Genomic DNA, 13,726 nt, shown 5'->3' with positions numbered 1-13,726 from the left:
TGGAATGTCTCTAAGTTGGTTAAGCAAAAAATAAAGTAACATTGCGAATAAATTCGTTTTAAAAATAAAGTATTAAGTGATAATGACATATTATTGTCTATACTGATCGATTTTAGTCATACCCTGTTTTATTTAAATACATTTATATATAGTATGTCGATAGCGCGCCACATGAGTGCGTTACTATGTATCGACTTACACGCTATCTGCAACTGGAGAATCTTTTTTATGTCAAAATACACCATGCCAGATGATAATCAGCTTCAAAACAATGGCCAAGCAAGCTTCACTGTATTCGGTGTTGGTGGCGGCGGCGGTAATGCAGTTGAACATATGGTACAGCAAGGCATCAGAGGTGTAACGTTCGTTTGTGCCAATACAGATAAACAAGCGCTAGATCGTCTTACTGCACCGCACAAACTGCAATTAGGTGCAAAAACGAACCGTGGTCTAGGGGCAGGCGCAAATCCAGAAGTCGGTCGTGAAGCAGCAGAGAGCGAAGAAGAAGCGATTCGCGCATTGCTTGAGCACTCAGATATGGTATTTATCACTGCTGGTATGGGCGGCGGTACTGGTACAGGCGCCGCGCCAGTTGTTGCTCGTATTGCGAAAGAAATGGAAGTATTAACAGTTGCTGTTGTGACTACGCCATTCAAATTCGAAGGTGGTAAGCGTATCAAAGCTGCTAAAGCAGGTATTGAGCAGCTGACTAACTTTGTCGACTCAATTATCACGATTCCAAATGATAAATTAATGAGTGTATACGGCAACATCTCTATGCAAGATGCTTTCAAAAAAGCGGATGATGTATTGCTGCATGCCGTTCAAGGTATTGCGGAAACCATCGCTAGCGAAGGTATGATCAACATTGACTTTAACGATATCCGTACGGCGATGACTGCTAAAGGTCATGCGATGATGGGTATTGGCCGTGCTAGCGGTGATGATCGTGCGCGTCAAGCGACTGAAAAAGCCATCAGATCACCACTACTTGATGATTTGCGTTTAGAAAATGCAAAAGGTCTACTGGTTAACGTTATTTCTTCAGAGTCATTGTCATTAGATGAGATGAGCAAAATCAGTGCAATAGTCGAAGAAATTACTGACATCGACGACGCTCACATTTTCTACGGTTCTGTGATTGATGAAAAAATGGGTGACGACTTACATGTAACTGTCATCGCAACTGGCTTAACATTAGACGAAAACGCAGGTCAAGAGCCAGAAGTAGTAGAGCAACCAGTCCCTTCTGTTAATAGCACGCAACCTGTCGATCCTAATGTGCATACTAGCGCTTTAAATAGTCAGAAGCAGTCACAAGCTCAGCAGTATCAAGATAGCGTTGCACGTCCTAGCGCAAGTGCACCTCAAGAGCAGCCTAAGACGAAAACAAACAGTATCCAAGACTACTTAAAGCGTCAACAGAATAAATAGTAATTCTAATTTACTGTGAGTAAGAAAAAGCCAGCGTTTTAATGCTGGTTTTTTTGTGTTTAAGGAAAAATGAACAGTGTCCTATAAGAAAACTTATGACAATCTTCAATGTGATTTAAGTATTTATAGTTTTCCAAAGTTTATATGATTCTCATTGTTTTATAGCATTAGATAGGTCATATAGAGTAAAAATCAGTAATATAATATTGACGATAAGTGTTATCAATCAAGGAGATAAGAAAATTAGCGCTTTTTATATATAGCGAATAAGGGGTCGGTAATGGTACACTATGTCAATTGTAACAAAATATGTGAGAAGACAGCCATGAACCAAAGAACCATAAAGACAGCGATAGCCGTTACAGGTACTGGTCTCCATAGTGGTCAGCCTGTTGACTTGGAGTTTCATCCACAGCCGGTTGATACTGGTATTGTTTTCGAGCGCTCTGATATTGTAGGCAGCGAGCCTATTCCAGCAAGTGCTTTTTTGGTGCAAGACACCATGATGTCATCAAACTTAGTATTTGGTGGTACTCGAGTGGGCACGGTTGAGCATCTGCTTAGTGCCATCGCTGGTCTAGGAGTAGACAACCTTTTAGTTCGGGTCTCTGCTTCAGAGATACCAATTATGGATGGTAGCGCTGCGCCTTTCGTTGCGCTCTTACTAGATGCAGGATTTTGTGAGCAAGAAGCGGCTAAAAAGTTTATTAAAATTATACGTCCAGTACGAGTAAAGCTAGAAGATAAGTGGGCAGAGCTACGTCCTTATGAAGGGTATGAATTAAATTTCGAAATTGATTTTGATCATCCTGCATTTGATAAGAACTTTCAGCATGCACAGTTGCAGTTCTCTACACAGAATTTCATCGAACAATTAAGTACTGCGCGTACCTTTGGGTTTTTACGTGATATAGAAGCGCTACGTCAAAATAACTTAGCACTTGGCGGCAGTATGGAAAACGCCATCGTTATTGATGATGCCAACATACTTAATGCCGAAGGCCTACGTTTTAATGATGAGTTTGTCCGTCATAAAATTTTAGATGCTTTGGGAGATTTGCATCTGATTGGCTACCCAATTTTAGGTCGCTTTAATGCCTATAAGTCTGGTCATGCTCTAAATAATTTATTGGTACGTGAAATACTGTCTGACGAAGATAACTTTGAAATTGTAACTTTTGATGACAATGTAACCTGTCCTATCGAGTATTTGCCACTTAGTGATTTGGTTATTGAAGGATAAATACAGGAATATACAGGAAGTATCGAAACATTTACGCAATATTACATAGGCGGCTCATAATTACATTTATATAATATGCTTTATTTTGAATATATAGTCTATATAAATATATGAATTTTCCGTTAAGGCACATAATACAAAAGCTGTAGATGGTTTTTAAGTCCTTCGTTAGCTATATCCATAATCTGGATGTAACTAATGAAGGATTTTTTTTACCTGATATATTACAAAAATCCATCTTTATCAATGCTAACACCTGCTCTTATTTACATAACTTTACATTTAAAGGTCGGTATTTTTAATGATTAATCAAACGCAAAAGGGCTTTTTTGAGATTTTCATCAGTGGTGACATGCTCTGCGGCCTGTGATATAGTCCGTTTTGTGTTCTGGCTAAGCGCCTGATTTTCATTGGCTTTACGAGAATTTGGCAAGTGCAGTGATGATGCTGATGATTGTTTAGATGAATAATTATCGGCAGAGCTTTTAGCCACAACGACGCGAATTTGCTTGAGTTGTTTAAATGTAATTGACTGCTCTGTTAGTATTTGCAAATACGAGCTATGTAAATAGCGAATATGATTTGCTGCTGTCATTGAGCTAACACTTAATATCAACTGCTCAGGTGATAAGCCTACAACCCAACAGGTATTGAGTATTTCTTCAGGTAGACAGTCTACCAATAGCTCTTTTATCTCGTTGGTTGCTTCTATATATAGTCGCATGTTGTTAGCAAGGGTTTGAGGTAGCGCGCTACCAGCAAATGCTTGATGATCTATAAGCTGGGCAAGCCGATTAGGTTGTTTTTTTGACATCGTAAGTACTCATCTAATAGGTGACAAACTCGATACTCATAATAGACATGCTAAAAGCAATATATAGCAGATGGCTTATAAGATAGTTGACTAGGTGGGAAGTACTACTGGCACTAGTCACTATTTGAAAAGAATGAACCGTTGTAATAGGGATTTTATCACGTCTATTTGATGATTATATCCTCTAAATTAATTGATGCTTCGTTACGGATGACGAGCAGACTTGTATTAACAATAGGTAGTAAATTTATGAAACAAGCTTTATTAATTTTGTCAGTATTGGGAATGGGTATCGCACAGACGAGTGGTGCTGCCGAAACAACCTTTCAACCAAATAATACCTTGAGTCATACCATCACAAATATTTCTACTTCTGCGAACTATGGTTCTAGTCGCAACATCTATAGCACTAACAGTGGTGCACATGTATATAGCAACGATGAGATCAGTCAAGCAATTGACAATCTAAGTGCTCATGCTAAGCAAAAAGAATATCAGCTCGCTTCACTGACCAGTCGTTTGTCTTACGAGCAGCGTCAGCAGCAAGCAAGCCGCGTACCTGACCGCAACTCTGCTCCTGCTATTGCAGCAGCAAATGCCTCTCGCGTCGCTCTATCTAGAAGCTCTGGCTACTGTGCTCGCTATGTACGTAAAGCACTACAGTCAGCAGGTTACGAATTTACGCCTAACCCTTCAGCCTATCAGTACGCCTCTCGTGGCACGCTAGCCCAAGCCGGCTTTACCAAGATCAGTAACGACATGGCACCACAAGTTGGTGATGTCGTTGTCTATAACCGCACGTCAAGCCGTCCACATGGCCATATCCAGATTTTTGATGGCAATGACTGGGTATCTGATTTCCGTCAAAACAGCATTAGCCCTTATAGCGGTACATACAGCTATACGACATGGCGTGATTCGCAGTATGTTGATGATGCATCAGATCGTGGTATCTACCTTGCGATGGCTGACAAATAAACATCGGTTAAATGAAGTAAGCATCAGTTAAATAAAACTAAGGTTTTCTCCAAACTCAGTAATGCTCTTTATGACATTACTGGGTTTTTTTTGTACTTTAAATAATTATATCTAAGAATAGCTGTATTTAAATGAGTACAGCTCATACAACCAAATCAAAGCTCAAACTTTGGCCAATAGTCGCGATTGTGAAAATCAGGCGGGGATGCATGGCCCGAGGCAAAATATAAGTCAGTTTTGCCAAACCATAAGATGACACAAGGATGTATTTGTTCAATATTCATGTTTGCAATAGCGTATTGTTGATTCGGTAGCTGCGTTATAGGTAGGCTAAAGCTGCGCTCATAATGAGCAGGTGTCTGCACTACCGTTGAAGTGCTAGATAGTAGGCTTGCTACTGATAAGGCTGTCAAATCCTTATGGTTGTTCCAACCAACAGATGCGCGTGTGGTTCCGTCGGTCTCGTACAACGGTACTGGCGGTAGTGTCACAGGGTTACGATAGCTCTCAAATTGATAGAGTGCATAGCGGCCGTCAGGGCTAGCATTAATCTCTATATAAGCGGTTGTTTGCTGAAGTGGTATCTTGTGCGGTTCTGTCTGGTCAGATGCCACGATATCTTCATTATTAATCTTACTACCATCGACCTCACTACCAGCAATAAAACATTCAAGGCACGTTTCTTCCCATAGGTAATCAGTGAAATTTACTTGAATTTGTTGCCATGTTCGCCAATTGAGTTGATTGGCTAGAATTTGGCTAGGCAGAGTCACTTCATAGGTCAGCACTAGTTGCAAAGCTGGTTGCTGGATGATCTCTGCACTTACTTTGATAGAGATATTCTCAAGCGCTTCTATAGACACGCCTAATTGCTGAGCGTCTTTTGCTATCGTCTCGGTGGCTAGACGGAGGTTAAAAGCTTGTTTCATTATGGGTACATCTCGACGGTAATAATAAAGAGGTGATAGTGACAAGAGAAAGTATACTGATTAAGGGCACTAATACTATATGGTAAATATAACCGAGACTATCGGAAAACATAAAAGCCGCGAGCAATAAGCGTCGCGGCCTTTGTATTTCATTATCGTTTGGCTATGATATAAGTGAATATAAAACCCAGTCACTTAATGCCAGTCTATCATGACATATTACTGCGCGTGACGTGCTAGGTTAGACAGTTTTGGGTTGGCATCTGGGTTTTTGCGTAGTAATAATGCCATACGACCAATAGAGTGAACCAAAGACGCATTAGCCGCTTTAGCAAGTTCAGCGCCAACGATGTCACGCTCTTCTTTCGTGCCAGCAGGCAATTTCACTTTGATAAGTTCATGATCTGTTAGCGCGCGATCAATCTCTTCGGTAATGGTTGGGGTAATACCCTTGTTGCCGATCATAACGATAGGCTTTAGCTCGTGACCGATGCCTTTTAGACGTTTGATGGTAGCGTTATCGAGTTGCATAGAATTCCTAGGTGTTGGTAAAAATAAAAATGGTACTGTCAAAAACAGTTATTGATCATTATAGATAATCTGTGACCATCTTGCATGAGATCAGCAGGATTTTGCACGATTTTACGTGACGAAAATGTTAAACTGAATGTTTGGTACATTATAAACGCTACTGCCTTATAAAACAGTTATTTAACCAATAGAATTTGGTCAGTTTGCAACCAACCATGAATAAAAAATCTGATTAACACCGTATTTAGAATAATCCGCAACGGATTAATATCAGTTTGTAAGTGATAGAGCAATTAAAGCAGCTAGATTTAGTAAAGCAATAGGAGCAGGTATTTTGGCCACGCGTATCGAAAACAAAAAACTATCAAAGAGCAGCAGTGCTTGGATGAAAGAGCATATTGATGATCATTATGTACAAAAAGCTCAAAAAGATGGCTACCGTGCCCGTGCCGCTTATAAATTATTAGAGATTAATGAAAAAACCAACCTGATCAAAAAAGACATGACGGTCGTAGATTTGGGCAGTGCGCCTGGTAGCTGGTCACAAGTGGCTGGTCGATTGGTAGGTGATGATGGTATCTTGATTGCCTCTGATATTTTGGCGATGGATACTTTGCCTGATGTGACCTTTATTCAGGGTGATTTTCGTGAAGCCGAAGTGTTTGACGCTATTATGGCAGAAGTGGGTGATAGACAAGTCGATGTCGTATTGTCTGACATGGCACCCAACACGGCTGGGAATAGTGCTATCGATCAGCCACGTATGATGTACTTATGTGAGCTGGCAGTAGACTTCGCGCTCGCAACCTTACCAGAAGGTGGCGCACTTATTATGAAAGTGTTTCAAGGTGAGGGTACACAAGAATTACGCAAGCAGATGCAGCAGGATTTTAGTAAGATTCGTAGTATAAAGCCAGGTGCGTCACGACCACGCTCAAAAGAGATGTTTTGGATAGCGATTAAATAGTTTTAACATCAATAGGTTGCTGCTCTTGTAAGCGTAAGGGTAAACCACCATAAAGTGTTATTATCGCGATATAAAATCTGCGTCAATTGTTAAATGAATAATCGTGAAACCTGCTTGAATTATGCGGGTTAGCACCACATATCATGGTATATTACCTTTGTTTTTAGCATACGTTTTAGGCAAAGTCGTCTGATAATAAGCGTTTTACAAGCTCAATGATCGTATATCTATGTTTATCTCATACTGATTATTTATAAAAACAATTTTTATGCTACCTATAAATCATATAAGTTTAATTTAGCAGCTTTTTATTATCAGGATATTCGTTAAAAATGAGCAATACGTTTATAGACGTCACGTGTTTAATAAACACACCAATAAGTAAGGGATGGGAATAACTAGTGAGCGACATGGTAAAAAATACCTTATTGTGGCTGGTGGTAATCGGCGTTTTGGTGCTGGTGTTTAGCGGCTTTGATCAATCCTCTGAGCCGGATAACCTTAACTACTCTGAGTTTGTGACCGCAGTGTCAGAGAACCAAGTAGCCAGTGTCGAGATCGACGGCGAACAGATCACCGGCGAAAAGAAAAATGGCTCATCTTTTGAGACCATTAGACCAGCTGTGTCAGATGACCAGCTCATGCCAATGCTACGTGAGAACCAAGTCGAAGTTCAAGGAACTGCACCGAAGCGCCAAAGCGTATTAATGCAATTACTGATAGCCAGCTTCCCAATTCTATTGATTATTGGTCTGTTCTTATTCTTTATGCGTAACATGCAGGGCGGCGCGGGCGGTAAAGGCGGCGGCCCAATGAGCTTTGGTAAATCGAAAGCAAAAATGCTAACTGAAGATCAAATCAACGTTAACTTCGAAGATGTGGCTGGTTGTGAAGAAGCCAAAGAAGAAGTCGTTGAAGTGGTTGAGTTCTTACGTGATCCAGACAAATTTACCAAACTGGGTGCAACGATTCCTCGTGGTATCTTGATGGTAGGTCCTCCAGGTACGGGTAAAACCTTGCTAGCGAGAGCTATTGCTGGCGAAGCTAAAGTGCCGTTCTTCTCAATTTCAGGTTCTGATTTTGTTGAGATGTTTGTCGGTGTTGGTGCATCACGTGTCCGTGATATGTTCGAACAAGCGAAGAAAAGTGCTCCTTGTATCATCTTTATTGATGAGATTGATGCGGTCGGTCGTCATCGTGGTTCCGGTATGGGCGGCGGTAACGATGAGCGCGAGCAGACATTGAACCAGTTATTGGTTGAAATGGATGGTTTTGAAGGTAATGAAGGCGTTATTGTTATTGCCGCAACCAACCGTGCTGATGTGCTCGATAAAGCATTACTGCGTCCAGGTCGTTTTGACCGTCAGGTACAAGTAGGCTTGCCGGATATCAAAGGCCGTGAACAAATCCTAAAAGTTCATTTGAAGAAGCTGCCGAATACAATCAGTGTAGATGCCAGTTCTCTTGCTCGTGGTACGCCTGGATTTAGTGGTGCACAGCTTGCTAACCTTGTAAACGAAGCGGCACTATTTGCAGCACGCCGTAACAAGACCAGCGTCGATATGAATGATTTTGAAGATGCAAAAGACAAGCTATATATGGGTCCTGAACGCAAATCCATGGTCATACGCGAAGAAGAACGCCGTGCCACTGCGTATCATGAAGCGGGTCATGCGCTAGTAGCTGAGCTATTGCCAGGTACAGATCCGGTGCATAAGGTTACTATTATGCCTCGTGGTTTTGCCCTTGGTGTGACTTGGCAGCTGCCAGAACACGATCAAACCAGTATGTATAAGTCGAAAATGCTGAGCGACATTGCTATTTTGTTCGGTGGTCGTATCGCTGAAGAGGTGTTTATCAATCAAATGTCAACGGGTGCTTCAAACGACTTTGAACGTGCTACTAAAATGGCACGTGCAATGGTCACGAAGTACGGTATGTCTGATGCACTTGGTATCATGGTGTACGAAGATGACGACAACTCGCAAGGATATTTCGGCGGTGGTGGACGTACTATCTCTGAAGCCACGCAGCAGAAGGTCGATGAAGAAGTGCGTCGTATGCTAGAAGAGCAGTATGATATTGCTCGTGAATTGATTGAAGCCAACCAAGACAAAATGCATGCGATGGTTGATGCGCTTATGAACTGGGAAACCATTGATCGTGATCAACTGCAAGATATTCTAGCAGGTGAAGAACCACGTCCACCGAGAGTTTATCAGCATAACGAAGTAAACTTGTCAAAAAGCGACGTTAAAACAACAGGTGCTACACCGCCACCACTACCAGCGATGTAAGTGCTAGCGTATTCATGTTTTATAAAAAGCCCTTTATGATAAAGGGCTTTTTTATTGTCATCATTTTATGAAGGGTTTAGAACCCTATAAGATTTACTGGTATCATAAGCGTAGATAATAATAAATAGAGCATGTTGAACATTCACAAATAGGCACTGATAATCGCTAAAACTGTTCCAGACAAGGTATAAAGTGACGGTGATGCTCCAGCCTTAACTAGGTTTGCAACGTACTGCTTGTATAGATCTGAGAGCAGTTTTAGGCTCAGCTCTAATATTAACAGAAGAAAATAGGACTCTTTTTTGCCATTTCATTGTTAAAAATACACGCTTAGAATGACTAAACTTACTATTTGTAACGTCGAACTGTCTAAAAAATAGTCTCTGTCAGTGCCATGGTCGAATGTTCAACACGCCCTAAAGCTGCATTATAAATTTTACTTGCGATGGATTATTCATGTCATTATTTCAACCTTTATCCAACTACCAAGTATCTAGCTGTGATAAAACCTTAGATTTGTCACAGCCGCATGTCATGGGCATCTTGAATGTAACGCCAGATTCGTTTTCAGATGGTGGGCAGTTTAACGCAATAGATAAAGCCGTTGCGCACTGTCAGCAGATGATAAAGGAAGGTGCCACTATTATTGATATCGGTGGTGAATCTACTCGTCCAAATGCGCAAACTGTGGCGACTGATGATGAGATACAACGAGTTGTACCAGTGGTTAGAGCCATTCGTCAGCATTGTGGTGATGCTATTTGGTTATCGATTGATACTAGCAGCCCTGAAGTCATGCAGGCAGCATTTAATGAAGGTGCTGACATTTGGAACGATGTACGAGCACTGAAACGTACTGGTGCGGCAGAGCTAGCGGCTAAGCTTGATATACCTGTTATGCTAATGCATATGCGCGGTGAGCCAACGACAATGAATAATCTGGCACAGTATGACAATGTGATCGATGAGGTGAGTACAGAGCTGATTGACTGTATTAACGAAGTAGTTAGCATCGGCGTCAAACGAAGCAGTATTATTATCGACCCAGGTTTTGGTTTTGCCAAAAACTATGAACATCATTGCGCGCTATTAAGTCAGCTGAGTAGCTTGCAGACATTAGGGTTGCCAATGATGTTTGGCATTTCTCGCAAGCGTTTCTTGGCAGAAGTATTGACCAAAAGTGGGGTGCAATCCGTAAGTATGACGCAAGCGGTAGAGCGTGATTCGGCAGGAACCGCTGCTGGACTGTTAGCCGTGCAACAAGGAGCAAGTATCATTCGTACGCATAATGTGGCGATGATGCAGCAAGCAGTGGCCTTATGGAGTCAACTGTCAGCATATCGTTGTTAATGTCACTTTATATATGCATAGTGAGATTTTAAGACTATAAATATTCTATACGCTATGCTTAGCGTCTATTTTTAAACTATCTAAACCAATAAAACTATCTCAATTAATAAGAGTAAATCTATGACAAGTACAACTCAGCCAGAACCAACCAATGAACAGCGCCGTATTATCTATCAAGCTCGCCGCGGATTAAAAGAATTGGATTTTTATATTGATCCTTACGTCAAGGAGCTGTACCTGACAGCAGATGCTACTGAGCAAGCAACATTTGCAGAAATGCTCACTCATGAAGACCCAGACTTGCTAGACTATTTTACCAATCAAAATCGTCCAGAAGAGGACGACATCTGGGTATTGGTCAATAAGATAAAAACATGGCGCCACACCAAAGACTTGGTTTAGGTCTTAAGGAACGGCTCAGCACAATATCTAACGTTTCCCATGGTACGCTTATATGACGCTAGTAACCTCGCTACGTATTGATACAGCTATCAAGCCTGCCAGTTATTTACGCGCGCTGCTATATGTAGGCTTGACTGGCGTTATGATGATATTGGCATGGTTTGCATCTTTGACTTTGTGGCAGTATTTACTAATCTTAATAGTCTCGGCAGCGGTCGCAAGTTATCTGATTATATCGAGACCGATACTATTACATATTAGTCAGCCATCGCTCAGTCAGCGTGTCGATAAAGAGTGGCAGTTACTGATACGAACGGGTCGCGGCGATGAGTTATGGCAAGCAGAGTTAGTCGATATCAATTGCTATCAGTGGGCAATGAGTGTCGAATTCAATATCGTTGAGCCTTATCAAAGAACGTTTTCGACGACTATATTTCGCGATCAAGTAAATCACGAGCAATGGCGACAATTAAATATTTTAGCCAATATCAGTAAGGGTGATATTAGTTAACTGAGTATTTATGGAGCTTAGGTTTTTCCTTTTACGATGAAAAATCCCTACACGTCATAACAAAATAGCTATCTCAAAGGACAAAGAGGTTTGTTATATTAAAATCTGTTATATTAAAAATAGAAAATAAAACTCGTAATTCTGCTGTCCTGTTATTAAAGAACATGTAGACAGATATGATGTTTCACAATTTTTAGCAGTATTTTTGTATTAAACAATACGATAAAAAGAGGAGTAGATAATGAGCTTATTAGGGAATTTAGTGAGCCAAGTGGCACGTAGTGCAATGAATCCAGACGACGCTCAGCGCAATCCAGTTAACCAACGTACTGAAACGCGGCAGACTGGCGGACTAGGTGATATTTTAGGTAGTGTATTAGGCGGTGGTAGTCAGGCAGGTGGTTATAGCCCTCAACAAAATAGCCGTCAAGCAGATAATGGTTTTGGCTTAGATGACATCATTGGTGGTCTCACGAGCGGTAGTCAGCGCGGCGGTATGAGTTCAGGTGCTGGCGGACTCGGTGATATTTTAGGTAGTGTATTAGGGGGTCAGCGTACTAATAGTGGGTTCGGTGGTAAAGGTATGCTCGTCGCTGCATTGATGCCTATGGTACTTAGCTGGATCAAACGTAATGGCGGCTTGAGCGGTGCATTGTCGAAAATCACTGGTATGGGTTATGAAGGTCAAGCACGTTCTTGGATGAGTAATAACGAAGCAAATGATAATTTAGACCCAAATGAAATCAACCGTTTGTTTGACGAAAATGAAATTCAGCAAGTAGCCGCTCATACTGGTGCTAATGAAACTGAGGTAAGACAGGGACTTGCTGAGCTGTTGCCTGAGGTAATGAATCAGCTAACGCCTAATGGTAATCTGGATAATGAGTCTGAGGCCAATGAAGAGATAGATCAAATCATTAGCCAGCTATCTAGTCGTCTTGGCAGTTTTAAGTAGTTTGTTCAAGGAGTTTGGTAGCTTAGAATTCGAAAATTTCTAATTGAATACTTGAAAGTCGTGTAGATTAAAATAATTAATAGTATTGATTAAAGGGCACGTTATATAACGTGCTCTTTTTTGTGTATATCACAAGAGTATGACTGTCGATAAATACCGCTTGGCAGTGATAGCGATAGTAAGCCCTTAAAATCGTTCGTCTAGGGTCTCTGTAGTATGGTTAAGTGCGGCAAAGCAGATATCGGTATTAAACCCTCTATACTGTAAAAAACGTAGCTGCTTAGCTTTTTCCTTTTGCTCAATTGGTATCTCATTACCGTATTTTTTGGTACGAGCTATCACCGCCAGTTTTAGCCAATCTACACCATCAACTAGGTTGTCTGCATCATCATCTACAAACTCACTAAATTCATCAGACTCAGTATTTGCCATATCGATTAGCTCATCGATGTTACCTGGCATAGCAATCTTCTTACGATAGAACTCTTGTTTGATCCGACCACGTCCGCGGCCTTTACGGATATTCTCACGTATCAGCATTAGGGTAGTGCGGTAGTCACTTTGATAACCTTTTTCTTCAAACTCATCGAGCAGGGCATCAATTTTCTCTGGGTCTTGCTCTTTGTCGATCAGCTTTAGCTTTAGCTCAGCTTTACCGTATTCGCGGCGTGATAAATAATAAAATGCGAGCCAACGCAATCGACTTTCTGCTTTAATCGCATCGATTTCTGCTTGTTTTTGTTCAGGGGTTCGTAAGTAGGCTTTGAGCGCAGCTGGTATATTATCGTTTTGACTGTCTGTTTCGTTATCATCAATAGCAAAAAGCTCAGCTTCATTTTCTGAGTTTTTGGATGGCGGCTCAGTGCTACGACCCTTATCTGTTGCTAAGCTATTGTCAATTTCGTCATTATGAATGTCGAGTTTGACTTCTGCCAGCATCTCTTTGATGGTTTGCGCTTCAGGTGGTTGATATATAGGGGTATCACTAGGCTCAGCGGTAAAATTAGCCGCTGGATGAAAACGCTTTTTACGTTTTTTAGATTTAGAAGTTTTCTTTGAGTTAGGAGAGGAGTCTTCGAAAAACGCTGTATCAATAGTAGAGTCGTTCGTGACTGAATCATCTTCACTTGAACGGATAGTCCGTTTACTGGATTTCTCTCGTTTTTTAGGCTCTTTCGTATAAGAATCTTTGGACGGTTTTTTTGGTTTACTATCAACAGAACTAGGTGAGTCGGCGCCCGACTCACCTAGGATTTCAGCTAAGGTTTTAATTTTCATAATGAATCATAGTGACTGACAACGGTTAATCGTTAAA

Annotated in this window: 13 protein-coding genes; 9 read left to right on the top strand and 4 right to left on the bottom strand. The window is 41.1% G+C overall.

Going from position 1 to position 13,726, the window contains the following annotated elements; translation table 11 throughout:
• The first annotated feature begins 228 nt into the window (after window positions 1-228).
• On the top strand, window positions 229-1,434 hold the full coding sequence (gene ftsZ / locus FQV37_RS08500) for a cell division protein FtsZ (protein ID WP_057761433.1): 1,206 nt from the start codon (window positions 229-231) through the stop codon (window positions 1,432-1,434).
• A gap of 325 nt (window positions 1,435-1,759) precedes the next feature.
• Window positions 1,760-2,677, top strand: coding sequence for a UDP-3-O-acyl-N-acetylglucosamine deacetylase (gene lpxC / locus FQV37_RS08495; RefSeq protein ID WP_167514310.1), 918 nt, complete (start codon window positions 1,760-1,762; stop codon window positions 2,675-2,677).
• Between the two features lie 298 nt (window positions 2,678-2,975).
• Here lpxC and FQV37_RS08490 read toward each other — a convergent pair whose 3' ends face one another.
• Complete coding sequence (locus FQV37_RS08490) at window positions 2,976-3,491, bottom strand: hypothetical protein (protein ID WP_160022327.1); 516 nt, start codon at window positions 3,489-3,491, stop codon at window positions 2,976-2,978.
• Window positions 3,492-3,740: 249 nt separating this feature from the next.
• Here FQV37_RS08490 and FQV37_RS08485 point away from each other — a divergent pair, with 249 nt between their 5' ends.
• Complete coding sequence (locus tag FQV37_RS08485; protein WP_160022325.1) at window positions 3,741-4,469, top strand: CHAP domain-containing protein; 729 nt, start codon at window positions 3,741-3,743, stop codon at window positions 4,467-4,469.
• Window positions 4,470-4,624: 155 nt separating this feature from the next.
• On the opposite strand, the gene FQV37_RS08480 is transcribed toward FQV37_RS08485, so the two are convergent.
• Both FQV37_RS08480 and FQV37_RS08475 read right to left on the bottom strand, forming a co-directional pair.
• The gene (locus tag FQV37_RS08480) at window positions 4,625-5,398 is read right to left on the bottom strand and encodes a DOMON domain-containing protein (RefSeq protein ID WP_160022323.1); all 774 of its coding nucleotides are present in this window, start codon (window positions 5,396-5,398) and stop codon (window positions 4,625-4,627) included.
• 219 nt (window positions 5,399-5,617) lie between these two features.
• Window positions 5,618-5,929 (bottom strand): YhbY family RNA-binding protein, encoded by a 312-nt coding sequence (locus tag FQV37_RS08475; RefSeq protein ID WP_160022321.1) that lies wholly within the window; start codon window positions 5,927-5,929, stop codon window positions 5,618-5,620.
• 334 nt (window positions 5,930-6,263) lie between these two features.
• Between FQV37_RS08475 and FQV37_RS08470 the strand changes: the two genes are divergently transcribed.
• The 6 genes from FQV37_RS08470 (at window position 6,264) to FQV37_RS08445 (ending at window position 12,411) form a co-directional block, all read left to right on the top strand.
• On the top strand, window positions 6,264-6,896 hold the full coding sequence (locus FQV37_RS08470) for an RlmE family RNA methyltransferase (RefSeq protein ID WP_160022319.1): 633 nt from the start codon (window positions 6,264-6,266) through the stop codon (window positions 6,894-6,896).
• A 401-nt stretch (window positions 6,897-7,297) separates the two neighbouring features.
• Window positions 7,298-9,193, top strand: coding sequence for an ATP-dependent zinc metalloprotease FtsH (gene ftsH, locus FQV37_RS08465; protein ID WP_160022317.1), 1,896 nt, complete (start codon window positions 7,298-7,300; stop codon window positions 9,191-9,193).
• 456 nt (window positions 9,194-9,649) lie between these two features.
• Window positions 9,650-10,543: a dihydropteroate synthase gene (gene folP / locus FQV37_RS08460; protein WP_160022315.1), complete on the top strand. Its 894-nt coding sequence runs from the start codon at window positions 9,650-9,652 to the stop codon at window positions 10,541-10,543.
• A gap of 120 nt (window positions 10,544-10,663) precedes the next feature.
• Window positions 10,664-10,945 carry an FAD assembly factor SdhE gene (locus FQV37_RS08455; protein ID WP_160022313.1) on the top strand — a complete coding sequence of 94 codons (282 nt, stop codon included), beginning with the start codon at window positions 10,664-10,666 and terminating at the stop codon, window positions 10,943-10,945.
• Window positions 10,946-10,997: 52 nt separating this feature from the next.
• Window positions 10,998-11,456 (top strand): hypothetical protein, encoded by a 459-nt coding sequence (locus tag FQV37_RS08450; RefSeq protein WP_160022311.1) that lies wholly within the window; start codon window positions 10,998-11,000, stop codon window positions 11,454-11,456.
• A 241-nt stretch (window positions 11,457-11,697) separates the two neighbouring features.
• On the top strand, window positions 11,698-12,411 hold the full coding sequence (locus FQV37_RS08445; protein WP_160022309.1) for a YidB family protein: 714 nt from the start codon (window positions 11,698-11,700) through the stop codon (window positions 12,409-12,411).
• Between the two features lie 186 nt (window positions 12,412-12,597).
• Here the strand turns inward: FQV37_RS08445 and FQV37_RS08440 are convergent, their stop codons facing one another.
• Window positions 12,598-13,689, bottom strand: coding sequence for a regulatory protein RecX (locus tag FQV37_RS08440; RefSeq protein ID WP_160022307.1), 1,092 nt, complete (start codon window positions 13,687-13,689; stop codon window positions 12,598-12,600).
• Window positions 13,690-13,726 lie beyond the last annotated feature (37 nt).

Origin of the sequence: Psychrobacter nivimaris (assembly GCF_009812035.1) — a bacterium.
GTDB lineage: Bacteria > Pseudomonadota > Gammaproteobacteria > Pseudomonadales > Moraxellaceae > Psychrobacter > Psychrobacter nivimaris.
Note: the sequence above shows the minus strand (reverse complement) of the source record. Positions and strands in the feature narration are given on the sequence as shown.

Excerpts from the sequence above, each read along its gene's own strand:
- ftsZ (WP_057761433.1), top strand. The coding sequence starts at position 229 with ATGTCAAAATACACCATGCCAGATGATAATCAGCTTCAAAACAATGGC.
- lpxC (WP_167514310.1), top strand. The coding sequence starts at position 1,760 with ATGAACCAAAGAACCATAAAGACAGCGATAGCCGTTACAGGTACTGGT.
- FQV37_RS08490 (WP_160022327.1), bottom strand. The coding sequence starts at position 3,491 with ATGTCAAAAAAACAACCTAATCGGCTTGCCCAGCTTATAGATCATCAA.
- FQV37_RS08485 (WP_160022325.1), top strand. The coding sequence starts at position 3,741 with ATGAAACAAGCTTTATTAATTTTGTCAGTATTGGGAATGGGTATCGCA.
- FQV37_RS08480 (WP_160022323.1), bottom strand. The coding sequence starts at position 5,398 with ATGAAACAAGCTTTTAACCTCCGTCTAGCCACCGAGACGATAGCAAAA.
- FQV37_RS08475 (WP_160022321.1), bottom strand. The coding sequence starts at position 5,929 with ATGCAACTCGATAACGCTACCATCAAACGTCTAAAAGGCATCGGTCAC.
- folP (WP_160022315.1), top strand. The coding sequence starts at position 9,650 with ATGTCATTATTTCAACCTTTATCCAACTACCAAGTATCTAGCTGTGAT.
- FQV37_RS08455 (WP_160022313.1), top strand. The coding sequence starts at position 10,664 with ATGACAAGTACAACTCAGCCAGAACCAACCAATGAACAGCGCCGTATT.
- FQV37_RS08450 (WP_160022311.1), top strand. The coding sequence starts at position 10,998 with ATGACGCTAGTAACCTCGCTACGTATTGATACAGCTATCAAGCCTGCC.
- FQV37_RS08445 (WP_160022309.1), top strand. The coding sequence starts at position 11,698 with ATGAGCTTATTAGGGAATTTAGTGAGCCAAGTGGCACGTAGTGCAATG.
- FQV37_RS08440 (WP_160022307.1), bottom strand. The coding sequence starts at position 13,689 with ATGAAAATTAAAACCTTAGCTGAAATCCTAGGTGAGTCGGGCGCCGAC.